14 protein-coding genes and 4 tRNA genes are annotated in these 14,764 nt (G+C 62.4%); 17 read left to right on the forward strand and 1 reads right to left on the reverse strand.

Going from position 1 to position 14,764, the window contains the following annotated elements; all coding sequences use genetic code 11:
• Positions 1–3: 3 nt before the first annotated feature.
• Complete coding sequence (locus V6F88_RS10330) at positions 4–897, reverse strand: LysR substrate-binding domain-containing protein (protein ID WP_332609345.1); 894 nt, start codon at positions 895–897, stop codon at positions 4–6.
• A 117-nt stretch (positions 898–1,014) separates the two neighbouring features.
• Here V6F88_RS10330 and V6F88_RS10335 point away from each other — a divergent pair, with 117 nt between their 5' ends.
• The 17 genes from V6F88_RS10335 to rplJ all read left to right on the forward strand — a co-directional run bounded on the left by V6F88_RS10335 (position 1,015) and on the right by rplJ (position 14,748).
• Positions 1,015–1,602, forward strand: a complete 588-nt coding sequence (locus V6F88_RS10335; RefSeq protein ID WP_332609347.1) for a cysteine dioxygenase family protein — start codon at positions 1,015–1,017, stop codon at positions 1,600–1,602.
• Positions 1,603–1,604: 2 nt separating this feature from the next.
• Positions 1,605–2,786: a cystathionine beta-lyase gene (gene metC / locus V6F88_RS10340; RefSeq protein ID WP_332610241.1), complete on the forward strand. Its 1,182-nt coding sequence runs from the start codon at positions 1,605–1,607 to the stop codon at positions 2,784–2,786.
• Positions 2,787–2,794: 8 nt separating this feature from the next.
• On the forward strand, positions 2,795–4,390 hold the full coding sequence (locus V6F88_RS10345) for a rhodanese-like domain-containing protein (protein WP_442880304.1): 1,596 nt from the start codon (positions 2,795–2,797) through the stop codon (positions 4,388–4,390).
• 170 nt (positions 4,391–4,560) lie between these two features.
• Entirely contained in the window at positions 4,561–5,601 is a 1,041-nt protein-coding gene (locus V6F88_RS10350) for a Bug family tripartite tricarboxylate transporter substrate binding protein (protein ID WP_442880277.1), read from the forward strand.
• 194 nt (positions 5,602–5,795) lie between these two features.
• Positions 5,796–7,181 (forward strand): glutamine synthetase family protein, encoded by a 1,386-nt coding sequence (locus V6F88_RS10355; protein WP_332609353.1) that lies wholly within the window; start codon positions 5,796–5,798, stop codon positions 7,179–7,181.
• Positions 7,182–7,218: 37 nt separating this feature from the next.
• The gene (locus tag V6F88_RS10360) at positions 7,219–8,607 is read left to right on the forward strand and encodes an aldehyde dehydrogenase family protein (RefSeq protein WP_332609355.1); all 1,389 of its coding nucleotides are present in this window, start codon (positions 7,219–7,221) and stop codon (positions 8,605–8,607) included.
• Between the two features lie 38 nt (positions 8,608–8,645).
• The gene (locus V6F88_RS10365) at positions 8,646–9,809 is read left to right on the forward strand and encodes an iron-containing alcohol dehydrogenase (RefSeq protein ID WP_332609357.1); all 1,164 of its coding nucleotides are present in this window, start codon (positions 8,646–8,648) and stop codon (positions 9,807–9,809) included.
• Between the two features lie 112 nt (positions 9,810–9,921).
• Positions 9,922–10,008: transfer RNA gene (locus V6F88_RS10370), tRNA-Tyr, on the forward strand.
• Positions 10,009–10,157: 149 nt separating this feature from the next.
• Positions 10,158–10,231 (forward strand) — tRNA-Gly (locus tag V6F88_RS10375).
• Between the two features lie 12 nt (positions 10,232–10,243).
• Positions 10,244–10,318, forward strand: a tRNA-Thr gene (locus V6F88_RS10380).
• A 56-nt stretch (positions 10,319–10,374) separates the two neighbouring features.
• Entirely contained in the window at positions 10,375–11,565 is a 1,191-nt protein-coding gene (gene tuf, locus V6F88_RS10385; RefSeq protein WP_006221899.1) for an elongation factor Tu, read from the forward strand.
• A 140-nt stretch (positions 11,566–11,705) separates the two neighbouring features.
• Positions 11,706–11,781, forward strand: a tRNA-Trp gene (locus V6F88_RS10390).
• A 64-nt stretch (positions 11,782–11,845) separates the two neighbouring features.
• Positions 11,846–12,226 (forward strand): preprotein translocase subunit SecE, encoded by a 381-nt coding sequence (gene secE / locus V6F88_RS10395; protein ID WP_046806052.1) that lies wholly within the window; start codon positions 11,846–11,848, stop codon positions 12,224–12,226.
• 9 nt (positions 12,227–12,235) lie between these two features.
• On the forward strand, positions 12,236–12,769 hold the full coding sequence (gene nusG, locus V6F88_RS10400; RefSeq protein WP_006216576.1) for a transcription termination/antitermination protein NusG: 534 nt from the start codon (positions 12,236–12,238) through the stop codon (positions 12,767–12,769).
• Positions 12,770–12,832: 63 nt separating this feature from the next.
• Positions 12,833–13,264, forward strand: a complete 432-nt coding sequence (gene rplK, locus V6F88_RS10405) for a 50S ribosomal protein L11 (RefSeq protein WP_046806050.1) — start codon at positions 12,833–12,835, stop codon at positions 13,262–13,264.
• A 2-nt stretch (positions 13,265–13,266) separates the two neighbouring features.
• Positions 13,267–13,968, forward strand: coding sequence for a 50S ribosomal protein L1 (gene rplA / locus V6F88_RS10410; protein ID WP_006392088.1), 702 nt, complete (start codon positions 13,267–13,269; stop codon positions 13,966–13,968).
• 255 nt (positions 13,969–14,223) lie between these two features.
• Positions 14,224–14,748 carry a 50S ribosomal protein L10 gene (gene rplJ, locus V6F88_RS10415; RefSeq protein ID WP_006216572.1) on the forward strand — a complete coding sequence of 175 codons (525 nt, stop codon included), beginning with the start codon at positions 14,224–14,226 and terminating at the stop codon, positions 14,746–14,748.
• The last annotated feature ends 16 nt before the right edge of the window (positions 14,749–14,764 follow it).

Here is a 14,764-nt window from a genome sequence, read left to right on the forward strand (position 1 = left end):
CGGCTACGACGCGCGGGGCGGTTGCGCCGCCGCGTCGGGCTGCTGCGCCAAGCCGAGGTTGCTGCGCAACATGTCGTAGACCTGCCGCGTCAGCGGATTGATCAAGTCGCGCCTTATCCACAGGAAATAGGTCACGTCCGGCAAGGGTGGCAAGCCTTCCTTTTCGCCCAGCACGCGCATTTCGGGCCCTAACAGCTCTACGCTGCGTGCCGTCACGCCCAGGCCGGCACGCAACGCCGCCTTGATCCCCACCAGATTCGGCGCCACATAGTTGGTATGCCAGCGTACGCGCGCCTGTTCCAGCGCGTTCAAGGCCAAGCGGCGAAAAATGCTGGGCTCGTCGGCCAGCACCAGCGGGACGGGCGCGTGCGGGTCATGCACATAGTCGGCTGACGCCAACCACACCGTTGGCGACGTGCGCAGCGCAACGCCTTCAAAGTCCTGGTCAAACCGCGTGGAGATCGTCAGGTCGATTTCGCCGGCGCGCAGCGCGTCCATCAGGAATGGGCTGCGATCCACCCGGATCTCCAGTTTCACGCGCGGCGCCGACCGCGCGATGTGCGTCAACAGCGTCGGCAGGATGGTGTCCGCCACATCCAGCGGCGCGCCCAGGCGCAGGTCGCCTTCCAGCGGCCCGTCCTGCAACGCGCGCAGGGCCTCATCGTTGATGGCCAGCATGTGGCGTGCGTACTCCACCAGGCGCCGTCCATGGGACGACAGCACCTTGTTGCGCCCCTGCTTTTCAAACAACGGCAGCCCGATGGTGGATTCCAGTCGCTGCATCTGCTGCGTGATGGCCGACTGCGTCTTGTGCAGCCGGCTAGCCGCCTCGGAGAAAGTGCTGTGCTGCGCGATCGCCGTCAGCGTGCGAAGCAGGTCCAGATCCAGATTGCGCATATGTCCCCTCTACGTATTAGCGATGCTAATGAAATGTTAAGGCAATTTAAATTGTTGATGCCGGTTCACGGCGATACAGTAATTGCAATAACACATGCACCAAGAGGGAAACGCAACGTGAGCAACGCACATCCACATCAGGCCGGCATTGATGCCGCTATTCAAAATATTAAAAAAACTGTAGGGAATAAGGGCCTGAATCGGGACAGCCTTGACGCGGTCCTGCAAGAGTTGATCGGCCTGGCTGCCAACACCGACTGGTGGACGGGTGAACGGTACGCGCCACCCGAGGACGGCGAACGGCAAGCGCGCTACCTGATCGCCGAAGACGACGACAAAAGCTACGCGCTGTACCTGAACGTCATGCGCCCGGGCAACAAGATCGTGCCGCACAACCACACCACCTGGGCCTGTATCGCGGCCGTGGAAGGGGTGGAATACAACTACGTCTATGACCGCCTGGATGACGGCTCCGAGCCGGGCGTGGGCCGCCTGGAAAAGACGGGCACCGTGGTGGTGGGGCCTGGGGCCGGCATTGCGTTGATGCCCGACGATATCCACGCCGTGGAAATCCAGGGCGACAGCGTCATCCGCCACCTGCACATGTACGGCCGCGCGCTGGAAACCCTGGACCAGCGCCTGGGCTTCGACCTGGAAGCGGGCACGTGCAAGATCATGCCGATTGGCGTGAAGACGCGCCGCTGATCATGAAAAAGCCCTACCAGTCGGCAACGCGGCTGTTGCGTGCCGGGCGCCCGCATCGGGGGTGGGTCAACACCCCCGTGACGCGCGCCAGCACGTACGTGTTCGACAGCGTTGCCGCGTGGCGCGACACGCGCACGCGCCGCGAACAAGAGCGCTTGCCATCCTATGGCGCGCGCGGCACCGACAGCACGCACGCGCTGGAAGACGCACTGGTTGAACTGGAGCAGGGCCACCGCGCCGCGCTGTATCCCACCGGCCAGGCGGCCATTGCGATGGTGCTGCTGGCGTTTTTGCGCTCGGGCGATCACGTATTGGTCACCGACGCCGTCTATGAACCCGTGCGCCGCTTCTGCGTCGAGCACCTGACCCGGCTGGGCATTGAGTTCACGTTCTATCGGCCCGATGGCGTGGGTGTCCAAACACTGATCCGACCGAACACGCGCATGATTTACGCCGAGGCGCCGGGCTCGCTGACTTACGACATGCCGGACCTACGCGACTTATCCACAGCTGCGAAAAAACACGATTGCTGGCTGGCTGTGGATAACACGTGGGCGTCGGGGTTGATATACAAACCGCTGACCTTGGGCGCGGATATTTCCGTGATGGCGGCGACCAAGTACCTGGGCGGCCACGCCGACGTGATGATGGGCGCCGTGGTCACGAATGCGCGGGCCTGGCGCGCGTTGGAACGCGCCAATATCGACTTCGGCCAGACCGTGGGCGCGGATGACGCCTTCCTGGTACTGCGCGGCATGCGCTCCTTGCCGTTGCGCATGGCCCAACACGCGGCGAATGCGGCGCGGGTTGCCGCCTGGCTTGAAGGCCGCCCCGAAATAACGCGCGTGCTGTGTCCGGCGCTGCCTGGCGACCCCTCGCATGCGATCTGGCGCCGCGACTGCACCGGCGCCAACGGGCTGCTGACGATTGAACTGGATGGCGCGTACACCACGGCGGATGCCGACTGCCTGATCGACAACCTGAACCTGTTCGGTATCGGCGCGTCGTGGGGCGGCTTTGAAAGCCTGGTGATTCCCGTGCGGCTGGACACGCGTGCGCTGCCCGACGCAACGCCGCGCGGTGCCATGTTGCGCCTGCATATCGGCCTTGAAGACCCCGTAGACCTGATCGGCGACCTTGAACAAGGGCTGTCCGCCATGACCCAAATTTCTCGTACCCTTTGAATTCCATGATGCACGCAACTTCCGCTTCCCCCGCCGCCGACATCGACGCGCACACGCTTAAGCAATGGCTGCACGATGGGCAGGAAATTGCCTTGCTGGACGTGCGCGAACACGGCCAGTATGGTGAATCGCACCTTTTTTACGCCGCACCGGTGCCATACAGCCGGCTTGAAGTGGACATCGTGCGTCTGGCCCCCCGACGCAATGCGCGGGTGGTGGTGTACGACGAGGGCGGCGAGGATCAGACGGCCGGGCGCGCCGCCCGCGCGCTGGGCGACCTGGGTTATCGGCAGGTGCATCGGCTTGCCGGCGGCATCGCGCAGTGGCAGCGCGACGGTTACGCCGCCTTTGCCGGCGTGAACGTGCCCAGCAAAACCTTCGGCGAGCTGGCTGAAGAAGTTTTCCACACCCCCCGTATCGGCGCGCGGGAATTGGCTGCGCGCCAACAGCGCGGCGATGATCTGATCGTGCTGGACGGTCGGCCTTATGCCGAATACCAGAAGATGAGCATTCCGGGCGGCATCTGCTGCCCCAACGGTGAACTGGCGCTGCGCGTGCATACGCTGGTGAAGGATCCAAAAACCACGATCGTGATCAATTGCGCGGGCCGTACCCGCAGCATCATCGGCGCACAGACGCTGATCAACCTGGGCGTGCCCAACCCCGTCTATGCGCTGGAAAACGGCACGCAAGGTTGGTATCTGGAAGACCTGCAACTGGAACACGGCGCGCGCCGCCGCTACGACGACGGAATCGAACCCGACGCCCTGCCTGCGCTTGCCGAACGTTCATCGCGGCTGGCCGCGCGCCACGGCGTGCCGATCGTGGATGCCGCCACCGTGCAGCAATGGTTGCGCGACAAGACGCGCACGACCTTCCTGTGCGACGTGCGCAGCGCGGAGGAGTTCGCGCAAGGGTCGCTGCCCGGCGCGCAGCATGCGCCCGGCGGCCAACTGGTGCAGGCCACCGACCAGTACCTGGCCGTGCGCGGCGCGCGTATCGTCGTGTTTGACGCGGAAGGCGTGCGCGCGCCCGTGACGGCAAGCTGGTTGCGGCAGATGGGTTGGGACGCCTGCGTGTTGAAAGAGGGCACTCGCGCCGTGCTTGACCCCGTTGCACCGCTGGCGGACACGCCGGCTGTTTCGATGTTGTCCGACGAGGAAATTGCGGCGGCATTGCGCGGCGGTGCACAAGCCATCGACATCCGCCCGGGCATGCGCTATCGCGCCGGGCACATCGCGGGGGCGCGTTGGTCCATTCGGCCGCGTCTGGACCGCGTGGCGCTGCACCCCGACCAACCCGTCATCCTGCTGGCCGAGGACGCGGCGCTGGCCGCATGGGCCGCCAAGGACCTGCGGGCAATGGGCGTCACCGACATCAAGGTGAACACCGGTACGCCAGCGAGCTGGTCCGCGGCTGGCATCCCGCAGGAATCCACGCCCGACCGGCCAGCCGATAGCGAGTGCATCGACTATCTGTTCTTTGTGCACGACCGCCACGACGGCAACAAGGCAGCGGCGCGGCAATACCTGTCGTGGGAGACCAACCTGGTCAAGCAGATTGATGACCGCGAATTGGCGGGCTATCGCTTCGCGGCGGGCTGAGCCGCCGCCCTGACGTTGCCGCGACGGTCCGCAGAGGCCGCGCGGTTTCTACCACGCATCAGATCGATCATTACGCCCCGGCGCTTGCCGCCGGGGTGCGGACGGTTCATGGCGAACCGACATGCAGGGGACGGCCGAGTATCCGGCCGCCGACACAAGGGGAAATCCAGATGAAGCACCAGGCACAACATGCAGAACACAAACAACACGTACCACACGCACGCGGCTGGGCCGCATTGACTGCCGCCAGTTTGCTGCTGGCCGGCGCATTGCAAGTCCAGGTCCAGGCGCAGACGCTGAAGGCGCCGGCTGACTATCCCAAGCAGGCCATTACGGTCGTGTCGCCGTTTCCGCCCGGGGGCGGCAACGACAATGTCGCCCGGCTGATCGCGCAAGAGCTGGGTGCCATCACGGGCCAGAGCGTGGTGGTTGAAAATCGCTCGGGCGCTGGCGGCAACGTGGGGACTGCGCAGGTGTCCCGTGCCAAGCCCGACGGCTACACGCTGGTGATGTCGCAAACCAGCGTCATGGCGGTCAACCCGCGCCTGTACAAGAACGTCGGCTTTGATCCGGTCAAGGACTTCACGCCGATCTCGCAGATCACGTCCGCGCCGCTGGTCTTGGTGGCTCGCACCGAAAGCCCGTACAAGACACTTTCCGACTACCTGGACGCCGCGCGCAAGCAACCGGGCATCATCACGTACGCGACCCCCGGCAACGGCACCATGAGCCATTTGATGGGCGCGCTGGTGTCCAAGAAGGCCGGCGTGAACCTGGTGCACGTGCCATATCGTGGGGCCGCCCCGGCCATCACGGATCTCATGGGCGGCACGGTCGACATGCTGATCACATCGCCCGCGTCCGCTGAACCGATGGTGGCCGCCGGCAAGCTGCGCATCCTGGCCCTGAGCCACGAGAACAGCATCGGTATTTTCAAGGGGGCGCCGACCCTCAAGCAAAGTGGCCTGGACGGCATTACGGCAGACGACTGGTATGGCCTTTTCGCACCGGCGGGCACGCCGCCCGAGCGCGTGGCGTACCTGGCCCAGGCCGTGGCGCAGGCGATGAAGTCACCCAACGTGATCGCCAAGATCAACAGCGGCGGCAGTTGGCCGGTGGGCAGCCAGCCTGACGCCTTCAAGACGCGCTTGCAGGAAGACACCGTGTACTGGGCCGACATGGTGAAAACGGCCGGCGTGTCACTGGACTGAGGCCATGGCGCGGCTGCTACCGGCCCTGCAACCTAGGGAAAATACTGCACGCACAGGGCTGCAAATTCGCGGCAAGGTGTCTAGACTCGGAAAAACCCTGAGAGCACGCCGGTAGGTTTCCCTTGTCCCGCAAGCGGGGGCCGCGGCGTTTGCCCGCAGTCCCACGCAAGGCTTCAGTCACAAGGTGAACAAGCATGCATTCGCTAGGGGTAGCATCGGTGGAAGACGCGGAGCGGCTGGTGCAGGCCAGCGCGCTTTCGCACATCAAGGTGGGCTTGTCCGACGTCGATGGCGTCATGCTGGGCAAGTACCTGCGGCGTGACAAGTTCCTTGGCGCGCTGCGGTCCGGTTTGGCGTTCTGCGACGTGGTGCTGGGCTGGGACCTGGACGACCAGCTCTACGACAACACGCAGTACACGGGCTGGCACACCGCCTATCCCGACGCGCAACTGCGTATCGTGCCGCAAACCGCGCGCCGCCTGCCGCTTGAGCAAGGCCCGAACGGCGAAGACATGTTGTTGTTCCTGGCGGAGTTCGAGGGCGACGCCGCCGCCATCTGTCCGCGTCGCTTGCTGCACCGCACGCTGGACCGTGCGGCGGACATGGGGTTCGATGTCTACGCCGCGCTGGAATATGAATTCTTCATGTTCCGCGAAACGCCGCACTCGGTGCGTGCCAAGCACTATCGCAACATGGAAAACTGGACGCCGGGCAACTTCGGCTATTCCGTGCTGCGCAGCACGGTCGAAGGGGACTTCTACCGCAAGCTGCTGGACCTGTGTGAACGCATGGACATGCCGATCGAGGGCCTGCACACCGAGACGGGGCCGGGCGTGCTGGAGGCGGCATTGGCGGTGGACCAGGCTGCCCTGGCTGGCGACAAGGCATTTCTGTTCAAGACCTTCGCCAAGGCCCTGGCGCAGCAGAACGGCTTGATGGCCACGTTCATGGCCAAGTGGTCGCACGAGCATCCGGGCCAAAGCGGCCACATCCATCTGTCTTTGCGCGACAAGAAAAGCGGGCAGTCTGCGTTCTATGACAAGTCGCAGCCGCATGGAATGAGCGCGACCCAAGTTGCGTTCATGGCGGGCGTGCAACGTTACCTGCCGGAATTCATGGTGCTGTACGCGCAGAATATCAACAGCTATTCGCGACTTGTGCCGGGCTATTGGGCGCCGCTGGACGCGACGTGGGGCATGGAAAATCGCACCACCGCGCTGCGGCTTATTCCCGGCAGCGACAAATCGCAGCGGGTGGAAGTGCGCATCGGCTCGGCGGACGCCAATCCTTATCTGGCTTTGTCGGCGGCGCTGGCGTCCGGCCTGCACGGCATCGAACAAGGCTTGACCCCGGAACCCATGGTGCAGGGCAACGCCTATACGCAACAATTTCCCGCGCATCTGCACCTGCCCACCACGTTGTGGGAGGCCGCGCAGCGCCTGCGCGGGTCGGCCGCAGCGCGCCATCTGTTCGGGGATGCGTTCGTCGAGCATTACGCGGCAACGCGCGAATGGGAAGAACGGCAGTTCCGGCGCCACGTCACCGACTGGGAGCTGGCGCGTTATTTCGAGATCATCTGATATCTGATCGCAAGGCCAACGCTTGCATAGGGCGACCATGACCCAGGAACTCATCACCATCAGTCCCATCGACGGGCGCGAGATTGTGCGCCGCGCCTACGCCAGCGACGCGCAGATCGGGCGTGCGCTTGAACAGGCCCAGCAGGCGCAGCGCGCGTGGCACGCGCTAAGCATCGCAGAGCGGGGGCGCATCGTGTCGGCGGCGGTCGACAGCTTTGTCGCGGCACGTGAAGAAATTGCGCGGGCAATCACCATACAGATGGGCCGGCCCTTGAAGTACACGCCCGGTGAAGTGGCAGGCTTCGAATCGCGGGCACGCCATATGATTGCGATTGCCGATGAAGCGCTGGCGCCGATCACCGTGCCCGACCTGGCGGGCTTCACCCGTTTTATCAGCCGCGAGCCGATCGGTGTCGCACTGACGATTGCTCCGTGGAACTACCCGCTGCTGACCGCCGTGAACAGCATCGTGCCGGCGCTGATGGCGGGCAACACCGTCATTCTCAAGCACTCGGACCAGACGCCGCTGTGCGCCGAATTGATCGAACGCGCGTTTCGCGACGCCGGCGCACCCACTGGTGTGTTCCAGTATCTCCATGCCAACCATGACACCGTGCAGCGACTGGTCCGCGCACCCGAGATCGGCTATGTGTCGTTCACGGGTTCAGTGCGTGGGGGGCGCAGTATCGAGGAAAGCGCGGCCGGACGGTTTATCGGCGTGGGACTTGAACTGGGCGGCAACGACCCCGCCTACGTGCGCGAGGACGCCAAGCTGGATCAGGCGGTGGAATCCCTGGTAGATGGAGCGTTCTTCAACTCGGGGCAATCGTGCTGCGGCATCCAGCGCATCTACGTGGCGCGGTCGCGGTACGACGAATTTGTCGAGCGCGCCGTTGCGCTGACTCAAGACTATGTACTGGGTAATCCGTTGCATGCCGACACGACATTGGGGCCGGTGGTTCGCACGCGCGCGGCGGCGGAAATTCGCGAGGTCATCGCAGAAGCGATATCGGCGGGCGCGCAGAACGCGATTGATCCCTCACATTTTACAAATGCAAGCGAAAGCTCGTGTTATGTAGCGCCCGCCATTCTTACGCGAGTAAATCATCGCATGCGCGTGATGAGCGACGAGTGTTTTGGCCCCGTCGTGGGCGTCATGCCGGTCGATGGTGATGACGAGGCGGTCGCCCTGATGAATGGCAGCCCCTACGGACTCACGGCCGCGGTCTACACGCAGGACGAAGACGCGGCGTTATCGCTTGGCCGACAGGTGCAGGCGGGGACGTTCTTCATGAACCGTTGCGACCATCTGGACCCGGCCCTGGCCTGGACCGGCGTGAAGCACTCGGGGCGGGGGGTATCGCTGTCCGTTGTCGGCTACGAGCAGCTTACCCAAGCCAAATCCTTTCATCTGCGCAGCGTCTGAGACAGCGCTTTGACACGACCGTAATCAGGAATGAAACCATGACTGTGCCCAGCGTCAACTGGAATTACCCGACCGCGATGAAAGTCGGGCCGGGTCGCGTCAAAGAGCTTCCCGAATGGTGCCGCGAACTGGGCATGCGCCGACCGTTGCTTGTCACCGATCCGGGCCTGGCGCCGTTGCCCATGGTGTCCGACGCCGTGCAAACCTGCCGCCAGGCGAAGCTGGACTGCGAGGTATTTCACGAGATCAAGGGCAACCCCACGGGGCGCAACGTGGACGACGGCGTTATTGCCTATCACCAGGGCGGGCACGACGGCGTTATTGCATTCGGGGGCGGGTCGGCCTTGGACGCCGCCAAGGCGATCGCGCTGATGGTGGGGCAAGACCGCCCGTTGTGGGACTTCGAAGACATCGGCGATAACTATCAGCGCGTGAACGTGGCGGGCATGGCGCCGGTGGTGGCAGTGCCGACCACGGCCGGCACGGGTTCGGAGGTGGGCCGTGCATCGGTCATCACCGACGAGGCCGCGCAGGTCAAGCGCATCATCTTTCACGCGCGCATGTTGCCCGCCGTCGTGATCCTGGACGCCGAACTCACCGTCGGCCTGCCTGCCAGAATCACGGCCGCCACCGGTATGGACGCGCTGTCGCACAGCCTTGAGGCGTATTGTTCGCCGTTCTTTCATCCCATGGCGGCGGGCATTGCGGTTGAAGGCATGCGCATGATCAAGGAATACCTGCCGCAGGCCGTGGCCGACGGCGCCGACTTGCAGGCGCGCCAGCAAATGTTGGTGGCCTCGACGATGGGCGCCACGGCATTCCAACGCGGCCTGGGCGCCATGCACGCACTGGCGCATCCCTTGGGCGCGCTATACGACGCCCATCACGGCATGCTCAACGCGATCCTGATGCCTTATGTGCTGAAAGCCAACCAGCATGCCGTCGCGCCAAGATTGGAGGCGCTTGCCCGTTACCTGGATCTGCCCGGCGATGGCCCGGGCGCGGTGCTGGACTGGGTGCTGCGGCTGCGCCAGGCGGTGGGCATCCCCCACACGCTGGCTGAGATCGGCATCGATGAGGGGCAGGTCGAGCGGGTAGGGCGCATGGCCAGCGAAGATCCCTCAGGGGGGACCAGCCCCGTAAATTTCACCGCCGACGCCTATTCGCAACTTTTGCAAGCAGCAATTCGCGGAAACCTGTAAACTTCGGCCCCTCTGCGCGGAAACGCGAGTGGTTGAACAAAAGTTTTGAATATTTTCATCCGAAGCGTTTGACACCGGATTCGAAAGTGTTCATAATCTCAAGTTCTCCGCTGGAGGGGTGCCCGAGTGGTTAAAGGGGGCAGACTGTAAATCTGTTGGCCTTGCGCCTACATTGGTTCGAATCCAATCTCCTCCACCAGAGACCCAACTCTATAAATCCAGGCGATGTCTGCCTGGATTTTTAAAATTAGGCCTAGGGAACTGGGCGGCCTTCGCAAAGAAGGTTGTAAGGTTCCCCGGGCCTTGATTTTGAGGGTTTGGGATAAAGAGATGGTGAATGGGTATGCCGCGGGTGTAGCTCAATGGTAGAGCAGAAGCCTTCCAAGCTTACGACGAGGGTTCGATTCCCTTCACCCGCTCCAAGATTTTTAAATGCCCATGTGGCTCAGTGGTAGAGCACTCCCTTGGTAAGGGAGAGGTCGCGCGTTCGATCCGCGCCATGGGCACCACAAATTTCCAAGTTCTTTTCTTCAGTCTGAAGCGCAATCCAGGTCAGGAGTCAGCCATGGCAAAAGGCAAGTTTGAACGTACCAAGCCGCACGTGAACGTGGGTACGATTGGTCACGTTGACCACGGCAAAACGACGTTGACGGCAGCTATCACGACCGTTCTGTCGAACAAGTTCGGTGGCGAAGCCAAGGGCTACGACCAGATCGATGCGACTCCTGAAGAAAAGGCTCGCGGCATCACGATCAACACCGCCCACGTCGAGTACGAAACCGAAGCGCGTCACTACGCTCACGTTGACTGCCCGGGCCACGCTGACTATGTGAAGAACATGATCACGGGCGCGGCGCAAATGGACGGCGCGATTCTGGTTGTGTCGGCCGCTGACGGCCCGATGCCGCAAACGCGCGAACACATTCTGCTGAGCCGCCAGGTTGGCGTGCCGTACATCATCGTCTTCCTGAACAAGGCTGACATGGTCGACGACGCCGAGCTGCTCGAGCTGGTGGAGATGGAAGTTCGCGAACTGCTGTCCAAGTACGACTTCCCGGGTGATGACACCCCGATCGTCAAGGGTTCTGCCAAGCTGGCGCTGGAAGGCGACAAGGGCGAGCTGGGCGAGCAAGCCATCATGGCTTTGGCCGCTGCACTGGATTCGTACATCCCGACGCCTGAGCGCGCCGTGGACGGCACGTTCCTGATGCCGGTTGAAGACGTGTTCTCGATCTCGGGTCGTGGCACGGTGGTGACGGGCCGTATCGAACGCGGCATCGTCAAGGTCGGCGAAGAAATCGAAATCGTGGGCCTGGTGCCGACGGTCAAGACGACTTGCACGGGCGTTGAAATGTTCCGCAAGCTGCTGGACCAAGGTCAAGCCGGCGACAACGTGGGCATTTTGCTGCGCGGCACCAAGCGTGAAGACGTCCAGCGCGGCCAAGTGTTGGCCAAGCCGGGCTCGATCACCCCGCACACGGACTTCACGTCCGAGGTGTACATCCTGTCCAAGGAAGAAGGCGGCCGTCACACTCCGTTCTTCCAGGGCTATCGTCCCCAGTTCTACTTCCGCACGACGGACGTGACGGGCACGATCGAGCTGCCGGCCGACAAGGAAATGGTTCTGCCGGGCGACAACGTGGCCATGACGGTCAAGCTGTTGGCTCCCATCGCCATGGAAGAAGGCCTGCGTTTCGCTATCCGTGAAGGCGGTCGTACCGTCGGCGCCGGCGTCGTCGCCAAGATCCTGAAGTAAGCAATACCCAGATGGGTAGAGTGGACTCTCAAGTCCCTCTATCCATCTTTGCTGTAAAAGTAGTATGATGTTCGGTTCCGTGACCCTGCGCGTAGGCGCTGAGCGGAAAGTCAGTGAATGTAGTGCAAGTGTAGTGTTTTAGGGGCATAGCTCAATTGGCAGAGCGTCGGTCTCCAAAACCGAAGGTTGTAGGTTCGATTCCTACTGCCCCTGCCACCGCCAGGATAAACCCGCGGGAGATCATCGCGAGTTACGCATTCACGGCGGCTCGCGTCGCAATATGTCTAATACCAGCGTAGAAACCGTAACTAGCACCGCCGACCGGGTCAAGCTCGGCCTGGCGGTTCTCGTCGTTATTGCTGGCATCGTCGGGTTTTCCGTGCTTAGCGCACAGCCGATGCCTGCACGTATCGGCGTGTTTGTCGGCGGCCTTGTGATTGCAGCCGCAATTGCCTGGTTCAGCGAGCCCGGCCGCCGCACCCTGAGCTTTGCCAGCGAGTCCTACAACGAAGTCAAGCGTGTCGCGTGGCCCACCCGCAAGGAAACGACCCAGATGACGGGTATCGTTTTTGCGTTCGTGGCGGTCATGGGCATTTTCATGTGGGTGCTCGACAAGGGCATCGAATGGATTCTTTACGGCCTGCTGTTGGGCTGGAAATAAGGACGGCGAATGAGTAAGCGTTGGTATGTCGTCCATGTGTACTCCGGCATGGAAAAGAGCGTTCACAAGGCCCTGGTTGAGCGCATTGAGCGCGCGGCCTTGCAAACGTCCTTTGGCCGCATTCTTGTGCCCTCCGAGGAAGTCGTCGAGGTCAAGGGTGGTCAAAAGTCGATCACCGAACGCCGCATTTTTCCTGGTTATGTCCTGGTTGAAATGGACCTGACCGACGAAACGTGGCATTTGGTCAAGAACACGAACCGCGTCACCGGCTTTTTGGGTGGCTCGGGCAACCGTCCGACCCCGATTTCCGAAAAGGAAGTCGAGAAGATCCTCTCCCAGATGGAAGAGGGTGTCGAGAAACCCCGCCCCAAGATTCTGTTCGAAGTGGGCGAGATGGTTCGGGTCAAGGAAGGTCCGTTTGCGGACTTCAACGGCAACGTCGAAGAAGTCAATTACGAAAAGAGCAAGGTGCGCGTGTCGGTCACCATTTTTGGTCGTGCCACACCCGTCGAACTCGATTTCAGCCAGGTCGAAAAGACCTGATTTCAACCCCCGGGGAGCCCAGGCTGAAAACGCCGGGGCGATATAACCCGCAAGGAGCAAAGCATGGCGAAAAAGATCGTCGGCTTTATCAAGCTGCAAGTACCGGCTGGTAAAGCTAACCCCTCCCCCCCGATTGGCCCGGCACTGGGTCAACGCGGCCTGAACATCATGGAATTCTGCAAGGCGTTCAACGCCAAGACCCAAGGCATGGAGCCTGGTCTGCCGATTCCGGTGGTGATCACCGCCTTCGCGGACAAGAGCTTCACCTTCATCATGAAGACCCCGCCCGCGACGGTCCTCATCAAGAAGGCTGCTGGCGTGCAAAAGGGTTCGCCCAAGCCGCATACCGACAAGGTCGGCACGCTGACCCGCGCGCAAGCTGAAGAAATCGCCAAGGCCAAGGGCCCCGATCTGACCGCCGCTGATCTGGACGCCGCTGTGCGCACGATCGCTGGCAGCGCCCGCAGCATGGGCATCACGGTTGAGGGGATCTAATCATGGCAAAACTGTCCAAGCGCGCAGCCGCTATTGCGCAAAAGATCGACCGCACCAAGCTGTACCCGGTCGCTGAAGCCCTGACCCTGGTCAAGGAAACCGCCGTCGCCAAGTTCAATGAATCCATTGACGTGGCCGTGCAGCTCGGCATCGACCCGAAGAAGTCGGACCAACTGGTTCGCGGTTCGGTCGTTTTGCCCGCCGGCACCGGCAAGTCGGTTCGCGTTGCCGTGTTCGCCCAAGGCGACAAGGCTGAAGCCGCCAAGGCCGCCGGCGCCGACATCGTTGGCCTGGACGACCTGGCTGACCAGATCAAGGCCGGTCAAATGGACTTTGACGTGGTCATCGCTTCGCCCGACACGATGCGTGTCGTGGGCGCCCTGGGCCAGATCCTGGGTCCCCGTGGCCTGATGCCGAACCCGAAGGTCGGTACCGTGACGCCTGACGTCGCGACCGCTGTCAAGAACGCCAAGGCCGGTCAGGTTCAGTACCGTACCGACAAGGCTGGCATCATCCACGCAACGATCGGCCGTGCGTCGTTCGGCGTGGAACAGCTGCAAACCAACCTGGCTGCTCTGGTCGACGCCCTGCAAAAGGCCCGTCCCGCAGCTGCCAAGGGCATTTACCTGCGCAAGCTGGCCGTCTCGTCCACGATGGGCGGCGGTGCTCGCGTTGAAATTGCCTCGCTGTCGGCTTCCAACTAAGCCAACAGCAGTAAACGTACTTTGGGCTGCATCCGGATTCCTCCGGATGTTGCTGTCAAAGACCGCTGGAGCAGGGTAGTGGAACGGTGTCCGCACCCCCGCTGCCCCGCTTAATCCCGAAGCTTATCCAGTTCGGATCCAGCGTAGACGGCGTCCCCAGGAAGATTTCTTTACACGAAGAACTCGACCAGGCGCCGCATTCGGTTGACGCGCAAGGCTCCGGCCCCAGGCGTCTTTTGATGGAGTGTTCAAACCGTGAGTCTCAATCGTCAAGAGAAAGCGGTGGTAATCGAGGAAGTCTCGGCTGAAGTCGCCAAGGCACAATCGATTGTTATCGCTGAGTACCGTGGTCTGGACGTCGCCTCTGTCACCGTACTGCGCAAAACTGCGCGTGAATCGGGCGTGTATCTGCGAGTTCTGAAGAACTCGCTGGCCCGTCGTGCTGTTGCCGGCACGGCTTTCGAGCCGTTGGCTGAGCAACTGACCGGTCCGCTGATCTATGGCATCAGCACTGATCCGGTTTCGGCGGCCAAGGTTATCGCTGGTTTCGCGAAAAGCAACGACAAGCTGGTCATCAAGGCGGGCGCATTGCCCAACAGCCTGCTGACTCAAGATGGTGTGAAGGCCTTGGCCACCATGCCGTCCCGCGAAGAGTTGCTGTCGAAACTGCTTGGCACCATGCAAGCCCCGATCGCGCAATTCGTGCGTACGCTCAACGAAGTTCCGACCAAGTTCGCCCGTGGCCTCGCGGCTGTGCGCGACCAAAAGGCAGCGGCCTAATCGCCCTGCTGTCCGG

Origin of the sequence: Achromobacter sp. ESBL13, from assembly GCF_036668755.1 — a bacterium.
GTDB lineage: Bacteria > Pseudomonadota > Gammaproteobacteria > Burkholderiales > Burkholderiaceae_B > Achromobacter.

Bases quoted from the DNA above. Each gene is read 5' to 3' on its own strand.
- V6F88_RS10330 (WP_332609345.1), bottom strand. From the start codon at position 897: ATGCGCAATCTGGATCTGGACCTGCTTCGCACGCTGACGGCGATCGCG.
- metC (WP_332610241.1), top strand. From the start codon at position 1,605: ATGAAAAAGCCCTACCAGTCGGCAACGCGGCTGTTGCGTGCCGGGCGC.
- V6F88_RS10345 (WP_442880304.1), top strand. From the start codon at position 2,795: ATGCACGCAACTTCCGCTTCCCCCGCCGCCGACATCGACGCGCACACG.
- V6F88_RS10350 (WP_442880277.1), top strand. From the start codon at position 4,561: ATGAAGCACCAGGCACAACATGCAGAACACAAACAACACGTACCACAC.
- V6F88_RS10355 (WP_332609353.1), top strand. From the start codon at position 5,796: ATGCATTCGCTAGGGGTAGCATCGGTGGAAGACGCGGAGCGGCTGGTG.
- V6F88_RS10360 (WP_332609355.1), top strand. From the start codon at position 7,219: ATGACCCAGGAACTCATCACCATCAGTCCCATCGACGGGCGCGAGATT.
- V6F88_RS10365 (WP_332609357.1), top strand. From the start codon at position 8,646: ATGACTGTGCCCAGCGTCAACTGGAATTACCCGACCGCGATGAAAGTC.
- tuf (WP_006221899.1), top strand. From the start codon at position 10,375: ATGGCAAAAGGCAAGTTTGAACGTACCAAGCCGCACGTGAACGTGGGT.
- secE (WP_046806052.1), top strand. From the start codon at position 11,846: ATGTCTAATACCAGCGTAGAAACCGTAACTAGCACCGCCGACCGGGTC.
- nusG (WP_006216576.1), top strand. From the start codon at position 12,236: ATGAGTAAGCGTTGGTATGTCGTCCATGTGTACTCCGGCATGGAAAAG.
- rplK (WP_046806050.1), top strand. From the start codon at position 12,833: ATGGCGAAAAAGATCGTCGGCTTTATCAAGCTGCAAGTACCGGCTGGT.
- rplA (WP_006392088.1), top strand. From the start codon at position 13,267: ATGGCAAAACTGTCCAAGCGCGCAGCCGCTATTGCGCAAAAGATCGAC.